Here is a 22556-nt window from a genome sequence, read left to right on the forward strand (position 1 = left end):
GTAACGGTCAACCGTGGTCTTTATTGGCAAGCGTGCAAGCCAGCGCCTGTTCACAGCGCTCCTGGGCAGTGTCCAGTTCGAGTTGCATCTGGTGGATGTCGAGCATTTGCTGTTCCAGTTGGGCGCGCCGCTCGGCGATCTTGGCGAGCATGCTGTTGAGTTGCTTGAGGTTGCCGCCCGATGGGTCGTACAGCTCGATCAACTCACGGCATTCTGCCAGCGAAAAGCCGATACGCTTGCCCCGCAAGATAAGTTTGAGGCTGACCTTGTCCCGCGCCGAATAGATGCGTTCAAGGCCGCGTCGCTCGGGACGAAGCAGCCCTTGCTCTTCATAGAAACGAATGGCACGCGTGGTGATGTCCAGCTCGCGGGACAGGTCGGAAATGCTGTAGGTCTGGGTACTCATACCAGGGCTCTGGACAGGATATGCCGCCATCCTGAAGCGTGCTTTACGTATACGTCAAGGTGAGCGACAGGAATCGAACCGCGCAACAACCGCGTGAGCGTCGATGGTCCCGGGCGTTGCAGTCGCGTTATCCTCGCCCAGCCAGAATGCTTACCTAAAAGCGTCAGCGCCCCTTTTCGATTCGACAGCCTGGCATCGATGCCAGGCCCAACGCAGGAAGCGGCTGTATGAACCCTCTCTTTGTATCCGTCAGCGCGCTGTGCCTGAGCCTGTCCTGTAACCTAGCCCAGGCCAGGCAAGTGCTGCCCGTAGCACCCGAACTTGGCTCCGGTTATCGCGCCGGCTTGCAGCCGGTGGCAGCCAAGCGTCATATGGTAGCAGCCGCCAACCCGCTGGCTAGCCAGGCTGGACAACGCATCCTTCGCGCCGGGGGCAGCGCGGTGGATGCGGCGATTGCGATGCAAATGGTACTGACACTTGTCGAACCCCAATCGAGTGGGATCGGCGGCGGTGCATTTATCCTCCACTGGGACGGGAAAAAGACGCAGGCATTCGATGGCCGGGAAACGGCGCCGTCACAGGTGACCGAACGGCTGTTTCTCGACGACAAAGGGGCACCCATACCCTTCAGGTCAGCCCAGATAGGCGGGCGAGCGGTGGGGGTGCCAGGCGTACTGCGGGCCTTGGAGCTGGCCCACAAGCAGCACGGCGTCCTGCCCTGGCAAGCGTTATTCCAACCCGCCATCGAATTGGCCCGTACCGGCTTCCCAGTCTCGGCACGGCTACACGCGCTGCTGGAGGCTGACCCCTTCGTGGCTAGGTCGCCCAGCATGGCTGGCTATTTTCTGGACGCGACGGGGCGCCCGCTTGCGGTAGGCACACGACTGCGTAACCCCGCACTTGCCGACACATTCGAGCAGATCGCGCAGCACGGCGCGCAGGCGTTTTACAACGGCGAGGTCGCGCAGGCCATGGTGGCCGCTGTTCATAACCACGCTAACCCAGGGTATCTGTCCATCGATGACCTGAAGCACTACCGCGCCAGCGAGCGTGAACCTGTCTGCGGGCCCTACAAAGCTTGGCAGGTATGCGGCATGCCACCCCCATCCTCCGGGGGCGTGGCGGTATTGCAGACCTTGGGCATACTGGAGGCATTGCAACGCAGATCGGCCAGGGACGATCTAGCCCACCTCACACCCGTCCCCTCGACCACTGCTGCCACCTTGGAGGCGCCAGCACGCGCCGTGCACTTGGTTGCCGAAGCCGAACGACTGGTGTATGCCGATCGCGCCCAGTATCTGGCCGACAGTGACTATGTACCCGTTCCGCTCAAGGGCCTGCTCGACCCGGGCTACCTGGCACAGCGTGCCAGTCAGGTGGGTGAGCGCAGCATGAACAAGGCCAGCCCCGGCTATCCGAAGGGTGCGCTGTTGACGCTCGCGCCTGACCGATCGCCACCGCGCATAGCCACCTCCCACGTAAGCGCCATTGATGACCAAGGCAATGCCGTGGCCATGACCACCTCGGTAGAAGGCGCATTCGGCTCGCACCTGATGGTCAAAGGGTTCTTGCTCAACAACCAACTGACCGATTTTTCGTTCGTGCCCCGGGAACAGGGCAGGCCAGTGGCCAATCGCGTTCAGCCGGGTAAGCGACCCCTGTCAGCCATGGCGCCAACGTTGGTGTTCTCCCGAGGCAATGGGGCGTTGGTGGCCAGCCTTGGCTCGCCCGGCGGCTCGCAGATCATCGGTTACGTCAACAAGGCACTCATCGGGTTGCTGGACTGGCGGCTGAACCCCCAGCAAGCCGCCGGTTTGCCCAATTTCGGCAGCCGCAACGGCGCAACCGAGGTGGAATCAGGGTTGACCAGCGCTGCGTTGATCCGCCAGCTCGAGGCGTGGGGCCACACGGTAACGCCAATGGACATGACCAGCGGCCTGCAAGTCATTTGGCGAGCTGGGTCAGACTGGTCGGGGGGTGCCGACCCGCGCCGGGAGGGCGTGGCACTGGGGGACTAAGGCCAGCGTTGCGAGCTGTACAGGCGCGTGCTAGAAAACGCTCCTCCCATTCATTTGTCGAATACTCGCATGTCTCATAACGTTAAACCGAATAGGGCCTTATTCGACCTGGACCTCTTACGGGCGATCGTCGTGGTGGCCGACTGCGGCAGTTTCACCACGGCTGCCGCTCGCTTGCATTCGACCCAGTCCACCATCAGCCAGAAAGTCCGGCGCCTGGAAGACATGGTGGGGCATCGTTTACTGGTCCGTGGCAACCGCGACGTGCTCCCGACCGACGCCGGGCAGACGTTGCTCGGGTACGCCCGGCACATGCTGGCCCTGAATGACCAGATGCTCGAAGCCTTGGCCGGTGCCATGGTCGGCTTCACGGTGCGCCTGGGTGTGCCCGAAGACTTCGTGGGCGGATCGACCACCCACGCCCTATCGGCCTTCAGTCGGCTCAATCCGCAGGTGAAGCTGGAGGTCACCAGTGGGCTGTGCCGGGATCTGAGCCAGGCCTACGACAATGGCGAGCTGGACCTGGTACTGCTCAAACAACGACGCAACAGTCGCGAAGGCGTCGCTTGTTGGCCAGAGCGCCTGCAATGGATCGACAGCGCGCGCCTGCCTGCCTTTGAACTGGACCCGGTGCCGTTGGTGACATTCCCGCCGCGGGGCTTGTACCGCGAGGACATGATTACCGCCATCGAGCGCAGTGGCAGGCGCTGGCGTATCAGCTTCACCAGTTCGAGCCTGAGTGGCATCCAGGCCGCGGTCGCCGATGGCATGGGCATCAGCCTGCTACCGCCGCGCGCCGCCACCACGGAGCATCGCGTGCTGGGCGTCGAGCAGGGGCTGGACGAAGTCGACAGCTATGAGATCGTCATCGTGCACCGCCCGACCGCCGATCCAACGGTCAAGGACTTGGCGCAGGTGCTCAAGCAGCTGTTGGCCGGTGGTAGCCTTTAAGTGTTTCAGGCTGTGGCACAAGGGAATGACTGCGCGATGATGCAGTCCCATGCACAACGCGGGTATGACGTCCGCCTTCACCACGCCATGGAGAACCCTATGAAAGCAGTTGTAATCGCTGCCCTGCTGGCCACTACCGGCCTGGCCCAAGCCGCCCAGACCGTCGAGCTCAAGCTGGCAGGCGCCGATGGCCCAGGCAAGTCGATCGGCACCATCAGTATCGAACAGAACAAGTACGGAACGCTGCTGACTCCGGACCTCAAAGACCTGCCACCGGGTGTGCACGGTTTCCACCTGCACCAGAATCCGTCCTGCGCACCTGCGCAGGACGCAGGCAAAACCGTGCCAGCAGGGGGAGCAGGGGGCCACTGGGACCCTCAATCGACCAACGCGCACAAAGGCCCTTATGATGACAGCGGTCACCGCGGTGACCTGCCGGCGTTGTATGTAGGTGCCGATGGCAAGGCAACCTATCCAGTACTGGCACCGCGCTTGAAGGCTGAGGACTTCAAAGGCCATGCTTTGATGGTGCACGCAGGTGGCGATAACCACAGCGACCACCCCGAGAAGTTGGGTGGCGGTGGTGCGCGCGTGGCGTGTGGGGTGGTTGAGTAACGGCGGGTTGGCGCACCCTGGTGGGTGCGCCTCGTCGACCGGCAGGCGGTCTTTTGACTTCAGCGCTTGGGGTTGAGCGTCAAGTGCACGTGACGGTTCACGTCCTTGTACAGCAGGTAGCTGAAGTTGCCAGGGCCGCCGGCATAGCAGGCCTGCGGGCAGAAGGCGCGCAGCCACATGAAGTCGCCGGCTTCTACCTCGACCCAGTCCTGATTCAGGCGGTAGACCGCCTTGCCTTCGAGAACGTAAAGCCCGTGCTCCATGACGTGGGTTTCAGCGAACGGAATGACGCCACCTGGTTGGAACGTGACGATATTGACGTGCATATCATGGCGCATGTCGGCCATGTCGACGAAGCGGGTGGTTTTCCAGCGGCCTTCGGTACCTGGCATCTCGATCACGGTAGCGTTGTCGCGATGGGTCACGAATGAGGACGGCACGTCCAGCCCCTCGACCTTCTGGTAGTGCTTGCGCAGCCAGTGGAAGGTGACATTGGCCTTGCTGTTGTTGCGCAAGCTCCATTCGGCGCCAGGCGCCAGAAACGCATAGCCCCCTGGCACCAGTGTGTGGTGCTGGCCCTCGACGGTGATGTCCAGCTCGCCCTCGACGATGAACAACACCGCTTCGGCGTTGGGGTCCAATTCAGGCCGTTCGCTCCCGCCTTCAGGCGCCACCTCGACGATGTACTGGGAGAACGTCTCGGCGAACCCTGTCAGCGGCCGGGCGATGACCCACATGCGCATCTTGTCCCAGAAGGGCAAGTGACTGGTGACGATGTCACGCATCACGCCCTTGGGAATGACCGCGTAGGCTTCGGTGAACATGGCACGGTCGGTCAGCAGCTCGGTTTGAGCCGGGTGGCCGCCGTGGGGCGCGAAATAGGCGTGGTTCGACATGAATGCTCTCGACTTGTTGTTCTATCCCCATGCCGTGGACCGCACCGGCCGGTGCGGTGCAGGGGACGTGGACACAGGATAGGGTGGCGCGCCGAGCATCTACAAATTAAATGTTGGAATACCCGGTATTTGTTAGCTGAATGCTCACCTGGCTACCCACATGGTGTGCCGCCAGGCGGTCTCCCTCGCCGAACAACTTGTGGCGCAATGTGCCATCGACGTAGCCCTTGGGATAACGGCCACGGCGCTGCAGCTCAGGAATGAGCAACTCCACGACGTGGGTCAGGTCATCAGGTTGGACAGCATAGGTGAGGTTGAAACCGTCGATACCGGTTTGATCGACCCATGTCTCCAACTGATCGGCAACATCACTTGGCGTACCGATCAGGACGGGCCCGCGTCCTCCTAGCCCGATGAATTGCGCCGCTTCGCGCACTGTCCATTGGCGGCTAGGGTCAGCCGCCGTGAAGGCTGCCAGGGCCGCACGGCCTGCATCGTTTTCCACGTACTGGATCGGCGCATCAGGGTCCAGGCCATCCAGGTCGATACCGGTCCACCCTGACAGCAGTGTCAGGGCTGCTTCGATGTCGACGAAACTGCGGTATTGGGCAAAGCGTGCCTGCGCCTGCTCGTGGGTGGGCGCGACGATCAGTAACGCCTGGGCATAGATCAGCACATCGTCACGCGTGCGTCCTGCCGCTTCGCTGGCCTGACGAACACCATCGGCGTAGCGCCGCAGCACCGTGGGTGTAGGCCCGCTGATGAACACGCACTCGGCATGCCTTGCAGCGAACTGCTGACCACGCGCAGATGCGCCTGCTTGAAACAAGACGGGGGTCCGTTGCGGGGAGGGCTGGCACAGGTGAATACCAGGTACCTGGAAATGCTCGCCGAGGTGACCGATGGCGTGTACACGGGTTGGCTCGACGTAACGGCCAGTCTGACGGTCCAGCACCAGGGCATCCTCGTCCCAGCTTTTTTCCCAGAGCTTGTAGAGCACCTGCAGATACTCTTCGGCCAGGTCATAGCGCTGGTCATGCCCCAGTTGTCGATCCAGCCCAAGATTACGCGCGGCACTGTTCAGGTAGCCGGTGACGATATTCCAGCCCACGCGCCCGTCGCTGAGGTGATCGAGTGTGGACATGCGCCGGGCAAAGGGGTAGGGATGCTCGTAGGTCAGCGAGAAGGTGACCCCAAAACCCAGGTGCTTGGTCACAGCGGCCATGGCCGGGACCAGCAGCATCGGGTCGTTCACCGGCACCTGAACGCCGCCGCGCAAGGCCGGGCCTGGGCTGCCTTGATAGACGTCATAGATGCCCATTACATCGGCAATGAACAATGCGTCGAACACACCGCGTTCGAGCAGCCTCGCCAGGTCGGTCCAGTAGGCCAGGCGGTTGAAATCGGTGCTGGTGTTGCGTGGGTGGCGCCACAATCCAGGCGATTGGTGGCTGGCAGCATTCATGCTGAAGGCGTTGAAGCGTATAGGGCGGGGCATAGGCTGACCTCGCCTCAGGGCAGCACGGAAGCGGGATAAACCGCTTCGGCTACGTTCAGTTTGCGGGGGATCAGGCCAAGCCCTTGGAAGGTGTCTGCCAACTTCTGTTGTTCGGCAACGATCTCTGGCGTCACCGGCACGGCGTTGTAGTTGCGTCGCTGACTCGCCACCTCCAGTACATCGGCGTTGATGCCAAGCTGCGGTGCCAGCAATGCGGCGACGTCGGCAGGTTTGTCATTGGCCCACTGGCTGGCTTTGGCCAGTTCGCTGAAGAATGTTCTGAGCAACGCCTTGTTGCTGTCCGCGAAGTGGGCGGTGGACAAATAGAAAGTGCGATTATTGGTCAAGCCGGTCCCGTCACGCAGGTTTTTCAGCCCTGGCTGACGCTCTGCTGCAGCCAGGAACGGGTCCCATAGCGTAGCGGCCTGAACGCTGCCTGACTGCAGCGCGGCTATCGCGTCGGCTGCGTTGTTGACGTACGCCGGGGTGATGTCCTGGTAACTCAGCCCTGCCTGTTGCAAAGCCACGGCCAGCAAATACTGGGCATTCCACCCCCGGCCAGTGGCCACGCGCTTGCCCTTCAGATCGTGCACTTGCGTGAGAGTGTCCTGCTGGCGCACCACCAGCCCGATCCCACGTGGATAGGGCTGTTCAGCAGCCAGGTAGACCACGGATTTGCCGGCCGCCTGGGCAAACACCGAAGGCGCATCGGCAGCGTGCCCCACGTCGATGGCACCCGTACTCAACGCCTCGAGCAACTGAGGGCCCGCAGCAAATTCATGCCAGCTGACGCTCACCCCTTGAGGGGCAAGGGCCTTTTCCAGCGCACCGCTGCCTTTGAGGATGTTGAGGCTGTTGAATTTTTGGTATCCGATGCGCAGGGTGCTGTTTTCCCCCGCCTGGGCCGGTCCGGCTAACAGCAGGGCGCCGGTAAGCGAGGCCATTAGCCCTCCCAGTACTCGCCGACGTAGTGATGAAAAGAGGGGGTGGGGCATGGCGCGATCCTTGATGTTCAGTTCAACAGGAGCACCAGAAAATAAGCACATGAGCGCGCTTCTTCAATTTTTTTATTACCAATTATTAGACTTTTTAGTTATTTTTATATCCTTTTGTTTTAATCAGTTGTGCGCTGTCGACGTTTTTTTCACATCCCGTTGGTAGCATTCCTAGCAGAATCAAGGAGTTCTCCATGTCTACCTTCCTGCGCACACGCAGCACCCGCATCGTGCTAACCGCTACCACTGGCCTTGTAGTCGCAACTCTCGGGTTTTTCGCCTGGCAAAGCTTCTACCCCGTGCAAGCCGCCTCGGGCTGGCAGGTCGAGGTCGTGCACCGCAATGTGGACAAGGCTGCGTCACTGCTTCCCCAGGCCGACGGCAGCCTGTTGGTCAGCCAAGAGCTGGACGATGGTCGCGGCAGCATTCTCAAGATTGCTGCGGACGGTGAGCGCGAAGTGCTCGTGGACAAGCTGTCTAAGCCGGACGGCATGGTGGCGGCAAGAGGGGGCTGGGTCTTCAGCCAGGAAGGTGGCCTGGCGCCGGTGAGTCTGGCGGTCGATGGCCACGTCACACCACTTTTCGAGGGTATTGCGGTACAGGGCCTTTGGAACGAGGGCAACCACCTTTTCGCCATCGAAGACCGCAAGGGTGATGGCCGCTTGCTGCGCTATGACTGGCGCAGCGGCCAGGTGGAGGTGTTGCGTGCGGGCCTGACCGAAGCCGAAGGTTTGACCCGATGCGGGGGTGGTCGGCTACTGTATACCGAGAAAGCCGAAGGGCAGGTCCGGGCACTGTCCAAGGATGGCAAGGACCCTGTGGTGATCGATGGCCTCAACAACCCTACATTCCTGTTTTGCGACCAGCGTGGTCTCTGGATCAGTGAAGACAACACTCACCGGGCGCGGCTGCTGCGCATAAAGCCCGATGGGACTCGCCAGACCGTGCTCTCGTTTCTCAAGGCGCCGCAGTCGATCGTGGCCGATGGCAGCGGTGGTTACTGGCTTGCAGAAGGCGGACGTGATCGCGTGCTGCACCTGACCCCTCCAGCGCAGCCGGCCGCTGCGTCAAACTGAAGTCTGAAAAAAGAGTCGATGACAGCAGCCATCAATCCCCCAGTCGCTGCTCACGCGACGGGGGATAGCCGAAGTAGGCGGCGTAGCATTTGCTGAAGTGCGACACCGAGACGAAGCCGCACGCTACCGCCACCTCCATCACCGAGAGATCGGAGTACTGCAACAGGCGGCGACTCTTGGTAATGCGAAGTTCCATGTAGTAACGCCGGGGGGAGGTGCCCAACTGCGCCTGGAACAGCCGGTCTATCTGGCGTCGGGACCGGCCGCTGTAAGCCGCCAACTGGTCCAGGCTGAGGGTTTCTTCGAGGTTGTTTTCCATCAGCTCGACGATGGTGCGCAGGTGCAGACTCATCGACTTCTTGGCCCCGGGACCCACTTGGCGATAGCGCGCACCCGAGAAGGACAGAATCTCCTCGACGCCCTCTGCCAGGCCATCACCGTACAGCCGTCGTACCAGTCCCAGCATCAATTCCATCGCCCCGTTTGGGCTGGCGGCGCTCAGTCGGTCCCGGTCGAGGGTAAAGCTTGCAGGCGTGATACGCGTCTGCGGGCTACGTTCGGCAAGGCTGGCACGTTGTTCGGGGTGAACGCTGCAGCCGTAGTCATCCAGCGCTCCGGCGCGCCCGAGAAACCATGCGCCATTCCACAAGCCGCCCAGGGCCATCCCGTGGGAAGCGCAGTCCTGGAGCAAGCGGTCGAGTTCAGGGTATTTGAGCGGCGTGCGTAAGCCGCCGCAGACCACCAGCAAGTCCAAGTGCTTGAGGGCGGTCGCCGAAAGCTCGGTGGTGATCAACTCGAGCCCCAGGTCACTCAGTACGCGGTCACCGGCAAGCGACAAGGGCGTGAATTGGAAGCTGTCGCCGCGCAAAAGGTTAGCCGTGACCAGTACGTCCATGGCCACGGTGAAGCTGGCCATGGAAAAGTGTTCGAGCAAAACGAAGTCGACCCGATAGGGCGCTTCAACGCTGGCGCTGCTGGTCTTTAACCGCAGCATGTTGCTGGTGCTGCTCTTTTTGCTGAACTGACGGGGTGTGGACACGCTGGACTCCGCTTCCTGGCTTCGCACCAAAGTGTGGCCGGTGCCCCTTGGAAAGACAATCGGCAAGGTGGCTGGCGCCAATGTGCAGGTCGTGTTCAGGCATGCGCTGGGCGTCGGCCTGGGGCAGGGAGGTTGCATGCGTGCTGGCGCCGTTCAAATCCAACGGAACCCTAGGCGTTATCGGGGAATCAATAGGGTAAGTGCCAATGGGAGGAAGCTCATGGAAATCGGAACGATTTGGTTCGTGGTGGCAATCATCTTGATTTTGCTGGAGATCTGGGCGATCTGGCACATCATGGGCAGCGATCGGCGCGCCGAGCGCAAGATGCTGTGGATTGTGTTCGTGGTGTGGGCACCGTTCCCTGGCCTGCCGATCTGGGCCTGGCGCGGGCCTCGCGCAGTCAAGGGCAAGGCTGTATTGGAAGAGAAGTGAATCGCGGGCCAGGCGCGGGGGCGTCTGGCGGCATCGCTGCTGTAATTCTACTGTCACGCTCAGGGCCGCTTTCGGCCCTTGACCTCAGGTTTGCTTGAGGTTGGATACTCGGCGTTCATTCCACAGACCGAGAGCCAATGCCATGCAGACCTCCGCCTTTGACCTGAGTAACCCTCAATCGCTGTATGACCCCAGTGGCAACGGTTACTCCCATGTGGCTGACGTGATTTCCGGGAGCAGGCTGCTGTTCATCGCGGGTCAAGGTGGGGAGCAGGCCAGTGGAACGCTGTCCCCTGATTTCGCCGTCCAGGCTCGACAGGCCATTGCCAATCTGGCGCTGGCCTTGTCCAGCAAAGGCGCGGGTCTTGAGCACGTGTGCAAGCTCACACTGCTTATCGTCGATCATAGCCAGGCACGCCTTAAGCAATGGGTGGACGCCGTAGACCGCGCCTGGGGCCAGGCTACCAAACCTACCTGCACGCTCATACCGGTTGCGCGACTGGCCCTGGACGGGATGCTAATCGAGGTGGATGCCGTAGCGGCGCTGCCCGCCTCCTCCCAAGGTAGGTAGCGCCGACGACTCGCTGTGTAGTAAATCTCTAATCAGGTTTGCGCCTTCCTGCGCGATGAGCACAGCAGTTCTCAGAGGTGACCACACCATGAGCACGACCTCTTCCCCGATCGACCGGCCGTTACTGAGCGTCTGGTTCTGGCCGGCCATGTTCAGCTTGATGGCCTTCGCCGCCAATTCGGTACTTTGCCGGCTGGCGCTCAAGGATGGCGCCGTCGACGCCATCACCTTCACCGCACTGCGCCTGGGCAGCGGCGCCTTGTGCCTGTGGTGGCTGGTGCGGCTGCGCAACCCCTGTTCAGGGGCTGCCGGCAGTTGGAGAGGCGGTCTGGCGTTGTTTTGCTACGCCTTTCTGTTCTCCATTGCCTACCTTGATTTGAGCGCGGGCGTAGGGGCATTGCTCTTGTTCGGTGCCGTTCAGCTGACCATGTTCGGCGTGGCGGCGGTGCGTGGAGAACGGATCAGCCTGCGCGCGTTGTCAGGCATGCTGATGGCTTTTTCAGGCCTGGTCGTGTTGCTGCTGCCTGACAGCCACGCACCTACACTGACGAGCGCCTTGCTGATGGTAGTCGCGGGCATGGCATGGGGTCTCTATACCTTGCTGGGCCAGGGGTCACCTCGGCCGCTGGCGGACACGGCAGGCAACTTCATTCGCAGCGTGCCCTTCCTGGCGTTGTGCACGCCGCTGATCGCTCTGGGTGCCGAGCTACGGTTCTCGATGGCCGGCGTGTTCTTCGCGGTGTGCTCTGGGATGCTGGCATCGGCGGCAGGTTATGCCGTCTGGTACAGCGTGGTGCGGCGCATCACCGCTCAACAGGCTGCCACGTTGCAACTGAGCGTCCCGGTGATCGCCGCGCTGGGTGGGGTGTGGGTGATCGGTGAGGCGCTGTCGCTACGTGCCATGGGTGCCTGCGCGATAGTGCTGGGTGGGGTGGCTATCGCTGTAACGGCTCCCCGTCTACAGGCACCGACACAGGCTTGAGGTGGCCCAATGGTCGGCAAAGCCTGAGCATGAGCAGGCTTGCCTAGAAGAAACTGCGCTGGGCCTTGAGTGTCACCACGCTCTCGCAATAGGTGTTGATCCCCGAATAAGCATCGCAGCCGCCACCGGTCAGGTTCGAGTCGCTGTAGATGAGGTTCAGGTCCAGGCCCAACCAGGGGCGCGACAGCTGCATGGACCAGTCGGAGAAACCGTTGACCTGGCTGCCGTCGCCAATTGTGAACGGGGTGCCGAGCCGATGATGTGCAAGCTTGACCGTCAGGTCGGCGTTGAGCAGGGGGACCTGCCCGAAATCGGCGTACAAGGTGCCGATCCGGTTGCTTGGATTGTCACGCAATGCCCCGCCGAAGCGGCTGCCCATGATCGAAATCCCCCCATACAGCGCATGGCTCTCTGCGCCTGCGATGTTGGGTTGGCTGTAGTGAATGACGCCGATCTCGTAACCCAAGGTACTGTCGAAGTGATGCTTGTAGCCCACGTAGTTGTCGACCCGCAGGGTGGACCCTGGCGCCACGCCCATGCTGGGTGTGTACTGCCCTACGTACCACCCGCTGGTGTGACTGAAGTCCAGGCCGCCATGAAAGGCGCCGGTAGCGGCTGGGGAAATAAGCCCCTGGGCCATGCTGCGGGTAGGGGTCGTACTGAGGGTAAAGTCGAAGTCGCCCACTTCACGTTTGATCTGCTGGGCCAGGAGCGTGGGGCTGAACAGCAGGGCCGCGCTCAGCACTAGAAGGGGCCTGGTCATGGTCGGCTTCCTGAAGGGCTTGCAGTAGAGCCTTGAAGGATACCGGGCCTGGCCCGCGGAGGAAACCTCATGGCGTGCTCAAGTACGCAATTGCCTGTCGCGACGCGCAAAAAAAAGCGCGCCCCCTGAGGAGCCCGCCTTTGACATCAAGCAGCTTCGGTGATCAGGCCACTTTCACGATCCAGCCTGCCGGCGCTTCAATGTCGCCGCTCTGAATGCCGGTCAGCTCGTTGTAGAGCTTCTGGGTAACGGGGCCGACCTTCTCAAGGTCATGGAACACATGCAGCTTGCCGTTGTACTCGATGCCGCCGATGGGGGTGATCACCGCCGCGGTACCGCAGGCACCTGCCTCGATGAAGCGATCCAGTTGGCTGATTTCCACATCCCCTTCGATGACAGTCAGGCCCAGGCGAGACTGCGCCAGCTCCATCAGGGACAAGCGAGTGATGCCGGGCAGTACCGAAGCCGACTTGGGCGTCACGAATTCGTTATTGGCCGTGATGCCGAAGAAGTTGGCCGAGCCCACTTCCTCGATCTTGGTATGGGTCAACGGGTCGAGGTAGATGGCATCGGCGAAGTTGGCCTTTTTCGCCTCATAGCCTGGCTGCAGGCTGGCCGCATAGTTGCCACCGACCTTGGCAGCGCCGGTACCTTGCGGGGCAGCCCGGTCGAAGCTGGAGATCTGGAAGTTGTGGGGCTTCATGCCGCCTTTGAAGTACGAGCCTACCGGGATGGCGAAGATGGAAAAGATGAACTCCGGCGCGGTGCGCACGCCAATGTTGTCACCCGTGCCGATGACGAATGGGCGCAGGTACAGGGCGCCTTTGCCATGGGGTGGCACGAAGCGCTCGTTGGCCTTGACGACCTGCTTGCAGGCTTCGATGAACACGTCTGTAGGCACGTGGGGCATCAGCAGGCGCGCGCAGCTGCGCTGCATGCGGGCAGCATTCTGGTCGGGGCGGAACAGGTTGATCGAGCCATCCTTGCAACGGTAGGCCTTCATGCCTTCGAAGCACTGCTGGCCGTAATGCAGGGCCGTGGAGCCTTCGCTGATATGCAGCACGTTATCTTCGGTCAGGGTGCCTTCATCCCACGCGCCATCGCGCCAGACAGACAGATAGCGTTTATCGGTCTTGATGTAGTCGAAGCCGAGCTTGTCCCAGTTAATGCTTTCGTTGCTCATGACACCCTCGTTGTCTTGCAAGTGCCCACGTTGGGGCTGCTGTTATATGCGCACACGCCACCTTAATACATCTTCGCCGGATCGGAAATGTCCTATCACTACTTGGTACCCGGCCCCGCAAGGTGCAAGTAGCTGTCGAGTCTTAGCGCATCGAGCTGCACCTGGTCGTGATACGCACTCTGTGCGAACCAGAAGATGCTCGCCGCGGCGTCCCCACAGCCTCGACAACGGTTGACCACCCGACGGCCACTGCGTAGCCTTGGCCGTTCGAGGTTCTTCGGCCAGGCCGGAGCTAAGACGGGAACGCGGTTCAAGCCGCGGCTGCCCCCGCAACTGTAGGCACCATCGATGAGTCGACACTGCCACTGCGCCAAGCGCGGGAAGGCGTCTTCTCCCAAGCCCGGTCCTGATGACCGTGCCTGGCGCAGGTGCAAGCCAGGAGACCTGCCTCGCAACGTTTTCGACTTTAAACCGGGCGGGGTGATCCGGTGGCGAACATGCCCGGCCAGTCTGGTCGACGGCACTCGTCCTGCATGCCCGCGCCATTCTGCCAAGGGCACTGCAACATGAAAACACTGGCCAAGCTCCCCGTTACCATCGTCACCGGCTTCCTGGGCTCGGGCAAGACCACCCTGTTGCGCCACATGCTCGACAATGCCCAAGGGCGACGCATCGCCGTGATCGTCAACGAATTCGGCGAACTGGGCATTGATGGCGACATCCTCAAGCAGTGCAGCATCGGTTGCACCGAAGAAGAGGCCAATGGCCGCGTGTACGAACTGGCCAACGGTTGCCTGTGCTGCACCGTTCAGGAAGAGTTCTTCCCGGTGATGCGCGAACTGGTGGCGCGCCGCGGCGACCTGGACCATATCCTGATCGAAACCAGCGGCCTGGCTCTGCCTAAGCCACTGGTTCAAGCCTTCCAGTGGCCTGAGATCCGCACCGCCTGCACCGTCGATGCGGTGATCACCGTGGTCGACAGCCCTGCCGTTGCCGCAGGCACTTTCGCCGCCTATCCGGACCAAGTCGACGCCCAGCGCAAGCTGGACCCTAACCTGGACCACGAGTCCCCTCTGCACGAGCTGTTCGCTGACCAACTGGCCAGCGCCGACCTGGTCGTGTTGAACAAAGCCGATCTGATTGACGCCGACGGCCTGGCCAAGGTACGTGCCGAGGTCGCTGAAGAGCTGCCAGCGGCCGTCAAAGTTATCGAAGCCAGCAGTGGCAAATTGCCGCTGGAGGTGTTGCTGGGCCTAGGCGCCGAGTCCGAGCAGCACATCGACGCCCGCCCGACCCACCACGATGCCCATCACGACGGCGATGACCATGACGATCATGACCATGATGCCTTCGATTCCATCTCCATCGACCTGCCCGAATCCGATGAGCGAGTGCTGATCGAGGCGCTCAACCAACTGGTGGTCGAGTACGGCATCCTGCGCGTCAAAGGTTTCGCCGCCATTGCCGGCAAGCCGATGCGCTTGCTCATCCAGGGGGTAGGCACGCGCTTTGACAAGCACTTCGACCGCGCCTGGCGTGCCGAAGAACCGCGCATCACACGCCTGGTGCTGATCGGTCAGGACCTTGACCCTGCCCAGCTCGAAGCGCGTCTGCGCCAGGCCTTGGGCGCCTGACCCATGCACCTGCTGCGGACCCAGCCCGGCGGCTTCGTGCCGGACGACAGCATCGCCGACCTCGGCCAGACCCCTGCCGAACTGGTCATCCTCTGCAGCGGTGATTCGCACCTGGCCCTGCTCGCCGACAGCGCCGAGCAACTGCCCGGCGACTTCCCAAGCCTGCGCCTGGCCAACCCCATGCAGGTGCAGAACCACGCCTCGGTCGACCTTTATGTCGATCAGGTCTTGCAGCATGCCAAGGTCATCCTGGTGTCGCTGCACGGCGGCGTGGGGTACTGGCGCTACGGCGTGGAACAGTTGGTCACGCTCGCCGCGCGCGGCGTGCACGTGATCCTGGTGCCCGGCGACGACCGTCCCGACCCGGAACTGACCGGGCTCGGGTCCGTGCAGGGTGCGCAAGCCGAGCAGGTGTGGCACTACCTGCGCCAAGGTGGCAAGGCCAACGCACTCAACCTGTTCTATTACCTTGCCAGTCAGTGGCTGGACCGTGACTACTGCTGGTCCGAGCCGCGGGCGTTGCCCCGCACCTCGGTCTACCACCCTCAGGTGGGCAGTGGGGCGCTGGAGGACTGGTTCCCACACTGGGATACCGATTATCCGGTGGCGCCAATACTGTTTTATCGCTCGCACTTGCAGGCGGCGAACACGGCCTTCATCGATGTGTTCTGCCAGCGCCTGCAGGCAGCAGGTTTGAATCCGTTGCCCATTGCGGTGGCCAGCCTGAAGGAAAGCGCCTGCCTGGAACAGGTTGAGGCATGGCTCGACATTGTCGGCGCCGAGGTGGTGCTCAATACCACCGGTTTTGCCCTGTCCAGCCCTGAGCGTCCTAACCTGCGCCCGCTAAGACGAGACATACCCGTGTTGCAGGCCATTTGTGCGCAGGACAACCAGCCGGGTTGGGAGGCCAGCGAGCAGGGCTTGGGCGCACGTGACCTGGCCATGCACATTGTGCTGCCCGAACTGGACGGGCGCATCATCACACGGCCGGTCAGCTTCAAGGACATGGCCTGGCACAGCGAGCGCAGCCAATCGGATGTGGTGTGCTACCGCGCGCACCCCGAGCGCATGGATTTTGTGGCCGAGCTGGCACGGCGCTGGGTGACCCTGGCGCGCCAGCCCAATGCGCACAAACGCGTGGCGTTGATTCTGGCCAACTATCCCACGCGCGATGGGCGCATCGGCAATGGCGTTGGCCTGGACACGCCGGCTGCGGCGCTCAATATCTTGCGTGCGCTGCGCACTGAAGGGTACCCGGTCAGCGAGCTGCCCGAGAGTGGCACCCAGCTGATCCATCACTTGCTGGGCGGTGTGACCAACGACCTGGACCACATCGATCAACGGCCGTGCGCCCAGAGCATGAGCCTGGTCGATTACCAGGCAGCATTCGATCGCCTGCCGGCCGCCAACCGCCAAGCGGTACTGGAACGCTGGGGGCCACCCGAGCAGGATCCAATGTTCCGCGAGGGCCGCCTGATGGTGGCAGGGGTGCGCATGGGGATGACCTTCGTCGGCATCCAGCCAGCACGTGGTTATCAGCTAGACCCCAGCGCCGTTTATCACGACCCGGACCTGGTGCCACCCCATGGGTACCTGGCGTTCTATTTCTGGCTACGGCATGGGTATGCCGCCGATGCCGTCATCCATGTCGGCAAGCACGGCAACCTGGAATGGCTGCCGGGCAAGGGGGTAGGGCTGTCTGATACATGCTGGCCGGATGCGCTGCTCGGCCCGCTGCCCAACATCTATCCGTTCATCGTCAACGATCCGGGTGAGGGCGCGCAGGCCAAGCGGCGCACGCAAGCGGTGATCATCGATCACCTGATGCCGCCGCTGACCCGCGCCGAGACCTATGGCCCGCTGCGCCACCTGGAGCAATTGGCCGATGAATTCTACGAAGCACAACTGCTCGACCCGCGTCGCGCCCGGGAGCTGCAACGCGACATCCTCGAACTGGTCAGGACCCATCACATCGACCGGGAATTGCAGCTCGAAGGGCAGCTTGACGATGCAACCGTCTGGTTGCCACGCCTGGACACCTACCTGTGCGACCTCAAGGAATCGCAGATCCGCGATGGTTTGCATGTATTCGGCCAGTCGCCCGAGGGCCGATTGCGCCTGGATACGCTGCTGGCACTGCTGCGTGTCGAGCGTGGCGATGGCCGTGGCGGCAATGCGAGTGTGTTGCGCGCCCTGGCCAAGGCACTGGTCCCAGGCTTCGATCCGCTCGACTGCGACCTTGGGCAACCCTGGGAAGGCCCACGGCCTCTGCTACTGATGAACATCAGCGACCAGGCCTGGCGCACGGCCGGCGATACGCGCGAGCGCCTCGAACTGCTGGCATTGCAGGTTATCGAAGGTGCGCTCGACGGCTCGCTGCCAGCGTTGGAGGTGGAACTTGGAGCGCCCGTCCAGGCCGTTGTCGATCATCTGCTCGCTACAGTGGCGCCGAGCCTGGACGCCTGCGGCGCCGCCGAGATGAATGGGTTGCTTGCAGCGCTAGCTGGGCGCTTCGTGCCGGCCGGTCCTAGCGGCGCACCCAGCCGCGGGCGGCTTGACGTGCTGCCCACAGGCCGCAATTTCTACACCGTCGACGTGCGTAACTTGCCGACCACGACAGCGTGGCGGCTAGGCTTTACGTCGGCCAACCTGATACTCGAACGTCATTTGCAAGATCATGGTGACCACTTGCGTCAGCTCGGGCTGTCGGTGTGGGGAACCGCGACCATGCGTACCGGTGGGGACGACATTGCCCAGGCCATGGCGCTGATGGGCGTGCGCCCAGTGTGGGCCACCGGCAGCCAGCGGGTCGACGATTTCGAGATACTGCCACTCAGCCTGCTGGATCGTCCGCGGGTGGACGTGACGCTGCGGGTGTCGGGTTTCTTCCGGGACGCCTTTGGCAGCCTGATCCGCCTGTTCGATGCTGCCGTCCAGGCCGTGGCCGGACTTGATGAGCCCGATGATCTTAATCCGTTGGCTGCGCGCGTGCGCGGTGAGCGTCTGGCCTTGCAGCAGCAGGGCCTAGACGCTGAGCAGGCGGCTCGACAGGCCGGTTGGCGCGTCTTCGGCGCCAAGCCCGGTGCCTATGGGGCTGGCATCCAGAATGCGATTGATGGGCGGCTGTGGCAGACCCGTGAAGACCTGGCCGAGGTCTACCTGAACCATGGTAGCTATGCCTATGGCGCCCAGGACGAGGGGACGCCGGCCAGGGCGCAGTTCGTCGAGCGCCTGAGCAAGGTGCAGGCAGTGCTGCAAAATCAGGACAACCACGAACACGACGTGCTGGATTCCAACGATTACTACCAGTTCCAGGGCGGCATGCTGGCGGCCACCGAAACGCTGGCCGGCGCGTCCGTGGCCAGTTACCACGGAGACCACAGCCAGGTGGACCGACCGCGCATCCGTACATTGAAGGAAGAACTCAACCGCGTGATCCGCGCGCGCGCGCTGAACCCCAAGTGGATCGATGGCGTCAAACGCCACGGCTACAAAGGGGCGTTCGAGATGGCGGCGACGGTCGACAACCTGTTCGCCTTCGACGCCACGACGCACCTGATCGACGATCACCATTACCAGTCGCTGGCCGATGCCTACGTGCTGGACCCGGCGACCCGCGACTTCATGCGCGAGCACAACCCGCAGGCGCTGCGCGACCTCACCGAGCGGCTGATCGAGGCGCAGCAACGCGGCCTCTGGCAGTCCCCCGGCGAGTACCGCGATGCCCTGGAAGAACAGCTGCTCGATGGCGAGGAACAGGCTTGAAATGAACGACGCTGCACAATTTCCCCTGGCCGCCGTAGTGGGCGCCGACGATTTGAAGTTGGCCCTGTGCCTGACGGCCATCGATCCCAGGATCGGCGGGGTGCTCATCGAAGGCCCGCGTGGCATGGCCAAGAGCACCCTGGCCCGCGGCCTGGCTGACCTGCTGGGCGATGGGCCTTTCGTGACCTTGCCGCTGGGCGCCAGTGAAGAGCGCGTGGTGGGCACACTCGATTTGGATGCCGCACTCGGGCAGGGCAAGGCGCAGTTCTCCCCCGGCGTGCTGGCCCAGGCCAATGGTGGCGTGCTCTATGTCGATGAAGTCAACCTGCTGCCGGACACCTTGGTCGACCTGTTGCTCGATGTCGCCGCCAGTGGTACCAACCGCATCGAACGCGACGGCATTTCCCATCGTCACGATGCCCGCTTCGTCTTGATCGGGACCATGAACCCCGAGGAAGGCGAGTTGCGCCCTCAGCTACTCGATCGCTTCGGTCTGAATGTGGCGCTCGACGGTCTACCCGCGCCTGATGCACGGCAACAGATCATCCGGCGCCGGCTGGCCTTCGACCATGACCCCCTGGCGTTTTGTGCCCAGTGGGCACCGGCCCAGGAGGCCTTGCGTAAGCGCTGTCAGGCAGCGCGCCAGGCGCTGGACGACATTGCACTGGATGACCGGACCTTGGCCAGCATCACCGAACGCTGCTTCGCCGCTGGAGTCGATGGGCTGCGGGCCGATCTGGTGTGGCTGCGCGCGGCCCGCGCCCACTGCGCATGGCGCGGGGCGGCGGCCATCGAGGCGGCAGATATCGATGCGGTGGAAGATTTTGCCTTGCGCCATCGCAGGCAATCGCCCGCCCAGGCTACTGCGCCCGCAGCGCCCGAGCAGCCGCAGTCACAGACCGGCAACAGCTCGGCCGAGAAGGGCGGGCAGGGGGACTGGGGGGCTTTGGCCCCGCAGCCTGTGGCAAGCGGGCCAAGGCGTGAGGTGCCGAACTGGGCAAAAAAGCCCTGAGCATCCGTCAGCCGGCCAAGACGACGGGTGCGCGAGCAGGCAAGGGCGCGCGCGCAGGTGCAAGCCGCGGTCGAGCCCAGGCGGCCAGTGCTGGCCGGGTCGCCTGGTTACAAAGCCTATTGAAGGGCCGGCCCAGGCACCGCGACGATTTGTGCTGGCACAACCGCAGGGGCACACCGGCCCAGCTATGGCTGATCATCGTCGATGCCTCCGCTTCGACACGTCGTCATCAGGCGCTCGCGCACACCAAAGGACTATTGGCCACGTTATTCGACCATGCCTACCGCCAGCGGGCACGGCTGGCTTTATTGACGGCAAGTGGGAGTGCCCCACAATGGCAGCGCCATGGACTCAAAGCTTCGGCGGCGCTGCAACCCTGGCTGCAGGCGCTGGGCGCGGGAGGCGGCACGCCGTTGCTGCCGGCGCTGGAGCAAGCAAGGCAGTGGCTGGGCGCTCGGCGCAAGGCCCATCCTAACGAGGAAGTACGCTGCCTGGTGTTCACCGACGGCCGCCTGCAGCAATGGGGTACCGTCGAGCCCTTGCCGTGCTGCACATTGCTGGTGGACATGGAACTGACACCGGTCCGCCTGGGCCGTGCTCGCCTTCTGGCACAGCAATTGGCAGCGGACTATCAACACCTGCTAAGTTTCGAAGCGGTGAAGTAACAGCGGTGTGGTGCGGCAACAAGTCGCACGCAAGAAGGGTAAACAGGGACGGCTGGAAGTGCATGTGCGTGGCAGAGCACGCACATGTCGAAGCTGTTCATTTACTTGGGCATCGACCAAGGCTGCAGGTGGTAGCCTTTTTCACAAAGTTCAGCGCGTACTTCTTCGATCAGGTTAAGCCACTGGGCTTTGTCAGAATAAGTTTGCGAGGTTACCTGCTTGCTGCCGATGCGGGCGCTGGTACGGTCGATGACCGCCAGGCTCAGGTCGCCAGTGCCGTTGGGGGCGTCCCAGGCCACGCAGTGGAAGGGTTCGAAGGCGTGGTCGGCGATCAGCAGTGCTTCGTTGACACGGAGCGGGGCATTCATGGTTCGGTCTCTCTGTGGTCCCAAACATTCAAGTGACGTCCGCGTTGCTTCAAGGTCGCCTCATGTATCGCGAAATGCAGCGCGGGGTTATGTGTACTGATGCTCGACAACCGGCATCGAGTCACATGGGTACAGCAAAATAATCAACGATTATTCATTTTTCGTTCTAACGCGCCCCATGTGAGGACGTTACCCATCGAAAATTCCCCCGCCAAGTTACGAAAAGCCGTATTGGCAGACAAACGGTCATAGGCACCGTCAACTTCATTGCTACTGTTATTCGGGCGCCACAACTTACTGTTTTACTTCAAGAAACCAATACTTGGCGCCAAGGATCGGTCATGCAACAAACCGCAGTGCAACGCCGCCTGCTCATCGTCGATCCTTGTGACGATTGCCAGCGCCTGACGCCTGGCTTGCTAGAGGCTGGGTGGGATGTCGACAGCTGCACCTTGGCGCAGGCATTGGAACATCGCTGCGATGTAGGCGTATTGCGCCTGGATGAGGCGCATCTCAAACACCCGGACGTGGTCAAGGACATGATCAAGCGCAGCAACACCGAGTGGATCGCGGTACTGAGCGCCGAACAACTGCGCTCCCCGGCCTTCGGGGATTTCGTCTGTGAATGGTTTTTTGATTTCCATACCTTGCCCTTCGATGAGTCGCGGGTACAGGTCACCCTGGGCCGGGCCTTTGGCATGGCGCGGCTGCGTGGCAAGGGCACGGTCAAGGCGCTCGACACCCAAGACGAGTTGCTGGGCGAGAGCCGGCCGATTCGAGAGTTGCGCAAACTGCTGGGTAAGCTGGCACCGACCGAGTCGCCTGTGCTGATCCGCGGCGAAAGCGGCACGGGGAAGGAGCTGGTGGCGCGTACGCTACACCGCCAATCGCAGCGTAGTGGCCAGCCGTTCGTGGCGATCAACTGCGGGGCCATCCCCGAGCACTTGATTCAGTCCGAACTGTTCGGGCACGAAAAGGGCGCATTTACAGGTGCCCATCAACGCAAGATCGGGCGCATCGAAGCGGCTAACGGCGGCACGCTGTTTCTCGATGAAATAGGCGACCTGCCGCTGGAGTTGCAGGCCAACCTGCTGCGCTTTCTCCAGGAAAAGCACATTGAGCGGGTGGGGGGCAGTCAGCCAGTACCGGTGGATGTGCGGGTGTTAGCCGCCACCCACGTGGATTTGGAGAGGGCCATCGAGCAGGGCCGCTTCCGGGAAGACCTGTACTACCGCCTGAACGTGCTGCAGGTGGTGACCGCTCCGTTACGCGACCGCCATGGCGATTTGCCGATGCTGGCCAACCATTTTGCCCATTTCTACAGCCTGGAAACCGGCAGGCGGCCTCGCTCCTTCAGTGAGCATGCGCTAACGGCAATGGGGCAGCACGATTGGCCCGGTAACGTGCGTGAATTGGCCAACCGGGTGCGCCGCGGGCTGGTGCTTGCCGAAGGGCGTCAGATCGAGGCCAAGGACCTGGGTTTGCAGCCATTTGCGCAACAGCCGCCGCTGGGCACCCTGGAAGAGTACAAGCACAAGGCCGAGCGCCAGGCGTTGTGCGATGTGCTGGACCGTCACAGCGACAACCTTAGCGTTGCAGCCAAGGTGCTGGGCATCTCACGGCCGACCTTCTACCGTTTGTTGCACAAGCACCAGATTCGCTGAAGGCGCAGGCGGCGTACGACGC

20 protein-coding genes and 1 riboswitch are annotated in these 22556 nt (G+C 62.4%); of the genes, 12 read left to right on the top strand and 8 right to left on the bottom strand.

Annotation, left to right across the window (positions count from 1 at the left end; all coding sequences use genetic code 11):
- Window positions 1-7: 7 nt before the first annotated feature.
- Window positions 8-406, bottom strand: coding sequence for a MerR family transcriptional regulator (locus B2Y33_RS18035; protein WP_028687491.1), 399 nt, complete (start codon window positions 404-406; stop codon window positions 8-10).
- Between the two features lie 227 nt (window positions 407-633).
- Between B2Y33_RS18035 and ggt the strand changes: the two genes are divergently transcribed.
- The 3 genes from ggt to sodC all read left to right on the top strand — a co-directional run bounded on the left by ggt (window position 634) and on the right by sodC (window position 3990).
- On the top strand, window positions 634-2424 hold the full coding sequence (gene ggt / locus B2Y33_RS18040; RefSeq protein ID WP_027914894.1) for a gamma-glutamyltransferase: 1791 nt from the start codon (window positions 634-636) through the stop codon (window positions 2422-2424).
- A gap of 69 nt (window positions 2425-2493) precedes the next feature.
- Window positions 2494-3375 (top strand): LysR substrate-binding domain-containing protein, encoded by an 882-nt coding sequence (locus B2Y33_RS18045; protein WP_027914895.1) that lies wholly within the window; start codon window positions 2494-2496, stop codon window positions 3373-3375.
- Window positions 3376-3474: 99 nt separating this feature from the next.
- Window positions 3475-3990, top strand: a complete 516-nt coding sequence (gene sodC / locus B2Y33_RS18050) for a superoxide dismutase family protein (protein WP_023535661.1) — start codon at window positions 3475-3477, stop codon at window positions 3988-3990.
- 59 nt (window positions 3991-4049) lie between these two features.
- On the opposite strand, the gene B2Y33_RS18055 is transcribed toward sodC, so the two are convergent.
- From B2Y33_RS18055 to B2Y33_RS18065, 3 genes are all read right to left on the bottom strand, one after another.
- Complete coding sequence (locus B2Y33_RS18055) at window positions 4050-4886, bottom strand: bifunctional allantoicase/(S)-ureidoglycine aminohydrolase (RefSeq protein WP_023535538.1); 837 nt, start codon at window positions 4884-4886, stop codon at window positions 4050-4052.
- Window positions 4887-4992: 106 nt separating this feature from the next.
- Window positions 4993-6384: an LLM class flavin-dependent oxidoreductase gene (locus B2Y33_RS18060; RefSeq protein ID WP_206405511.1), complete on the bottom strand. Its 1392-nt coding sequence runs from the start codon at window positions 6382-6384 to the stop codon at window positions 4993-4995.
- Between the two features lie 14 nt (window positions 6385-6398).
- Window positions 6399-7379 carry an aliphatic sulfonate ABC transporter substrate-binding protein gene (locus tag B2Y33_RS18065; protein WP_197873842.1) on the bottom strand — a complete coding sequence of 327 codons (981 nt, stop codon included), beginning with the start codon at window positions 7377-7379 and terminating at the stop codon, window positions 6399-6401.
- A gap of 194 nt (window positions 7380-7573) precedes the next feature.
- Between B2Y33_RS18065 and B2Y33_RS18070 the strand changes: the two genes are divergently transcribed.
- Window positions 7574-8455, top strand: coding sequence for a hypothetical protein (locus B2Y33_RS18070; protein WP_128610453.1), 882 nt, complete (start codon window positions 7574-7576; stop codon window positions 8453-8455).
- 31 nt (window positions 8456-8486) lie between these two features.
- Here the strand turns inward: B2Y33_RS18070 and B2Y33_RS18075 are convergent, their stop codons facing one another.
- The gene (locus B2Y33_RS18075; protein WP_197873840.1) at window positions 8487-9494 is read right to left on the bottom strand and encodes a GlxA family transcriptional regulator; all 1008 of its coding nucleotides are present in this window, start codon (window positions 9492-9494) and stop codon (window positions 8487-8489) included.
- 220 nt (window positions 9495-9714) lie between these two features.
- On the opposite strand from B2Y33_RS18075, the gene B2Y33_RS18080 reads away from it, so the two are divergent.
- From B2Y33_RS18080 to B2Y33_RS18090, 3 genes are all read left to right on the top strand, one after another.
- Window positions 9715-9927, top strand: coding sequence for a PLDc N-terminal domain-containing protein (locus B2Y33_RS18080; protein WP_023535666.1), 213 nt, complete (start codon window positions 9715-9717; stop codon window positions 9925-9927).
- A gap of 142 nt (window positions 9928-10069) precedes the next feature.
- The gene (locus tag B2Y33_RS18085; RefSeq protein ID WP_028687487.1) at window positions 10070-10498 is read left to right on the top strand and encodes a RidA family protein; all 429 of its coding nucleotides are present in this window, start codon (window positions 10070-10072) and stop codon (window positions 10496-10498) included.
- Window positions 10499-10586: 88 nt separating this feature from the next.
- Window positions 10587-11480 carry a DMT family transporter gene (locus B2Y33_RS18090; protein ID WP_206405512.1) on the top strand — a complete coding sequence of 298 codons (894 nt, stop codon included), beginning with the start codon at window positions 10587-10589 and terminating at the stop codon, window positions 11478-11480.
- A gap of 43 nt (window positions 11481-11523) precedes the next feature.
- On the opposite strand, the gene B2Y33_RS18095 is transcribed toward B2Y33_RS18090, so the two are convergent.
- Together B2Y33_RS18095 and B2Y33_RS18100 are read right to left on the bottom strand one after the other, a co-directional pair.
- A complete protein-coding gene (locus tag B2Y33_RS18095) occupies window positions 11524-12243 on the bottom strand; it encodes a TorF family putative porin (RefSeq protein WP_023535690.1) in 720 nt (239 codons plus the stop codon).
- A gap of 163 nt (window positions 12244-12406) precedes the next feature.
- On the bottom strand, window positions 12407-13447 hold the full coding sequence (locus B2Y33_RS18100) for a branched-chain amino acid aminotransferase (protein ID WP_255212319.1): 1041 nt from the start codon (window positions 13445-13447) through the stop codon (window positions 12407-12409).
- 232 nt (window positions 13448-13679) lie between these two features.
- Window positions 13680-13892, top strand: a riboswitch (cobalamin riboswitch).
- Window positions 13893-13992: 100 nt separating this feature from the next.
- On the opposite strand from B2Y33_RS18100, the gene cobW reads away from it, so the two are divergent.
- From cobW to B2Y33_RS18120, 4 genes are all read left to right on the top strand, one after another.
- Entirely contained in the window at window positions 13993-15060 is a 1068-nt protein-coding gene (cobW, locus tag B2Y33_RS18105) for a cobalamin biosynthesis protein CobW (RefSeq protein ID WP_027914903.1), read from the top strand.
- Between the two features lie 3 nt (window positions 15061-15063).
- Window positions 15064-18825 carry a cobaltochelatase subunit CobN gene (gene cobN, locus B2Y33_RS18110; RefSeq protein WP_027914904.1) on the top strand — a complete coding sequence of 1254 codons (3762 nt, stop codon included), beginning with the start codon at window positions 15064-15066 and terminating at the stop codon, window positions 18823-18825.
- Window position 18826: 1 nt separating this feature from the next.
- A complete protein-coding gene (locus tag B2Y33_RS18115) occupies window positions 18827-19837 on the top strand; it encodes an ATP-binding protein (protein ID WP_027914905.1) in 1011 nt (336 codons plus the stop codon).
- Window positions 19838-19956: 119 nt separating this feature from the next.
- On the top strand, window positions 19957-20502 hold the full coding sequence (locus tag B2Y33_RS18120; protein ID WP_027914906.1) for a vWA domain-containing protein: 546 nt from the start codon (window positions 19957-19959) through the stop codon (window positions 20500-20502).
- A 101-nt stretch (window positions 20503-20603) separates the two neighbouring features.
- Here the strand turns inward: B2Y33_RS18120 and B2Y33_RS18125 are convergent, their stop codons facing one another.
- Window positions 20604-20870 (bottom strand): hypothetical protein, encoded by a 267-nt coding sequence (locus B2Y33_RS18125; protein WP_023535558.1) that lies wholly within the window; start codon window positions 20868-20870, stop codon window positions 20604-20606.
- A gap of 341 nt (window positions 20871-21211) precedes the next feature.
- Between B2Y33_RS18125 and B2Y33_RS18130 the strand changes: the two genes are divergently transcribed.
- Window positions 21212-22534 (top strand): sigma-54 dependent transcriptional regulator, encoded by a 1323-nt coding sequence (locus tag B2Y33_RS18130; protein ID WP_027914907.1) that lies wholly within the window; start codon window positions 21212-21214, stop codon window positions 22532-22534.
- Window positions 22535-22556 lie beyond the last annotated feature (22 nt).

This window comes from Pseudomonas sp. UBA5666 (assembly GCF_002420785.1).
Taxonomy (GTDB): domain Bacteria; phylum Pseudomonadota; class Gammaproteobacteria; order Pseudomonadales; family Pseudomonadaceae; genus Aquipseudomonas; species Aquipseudomonas fulva.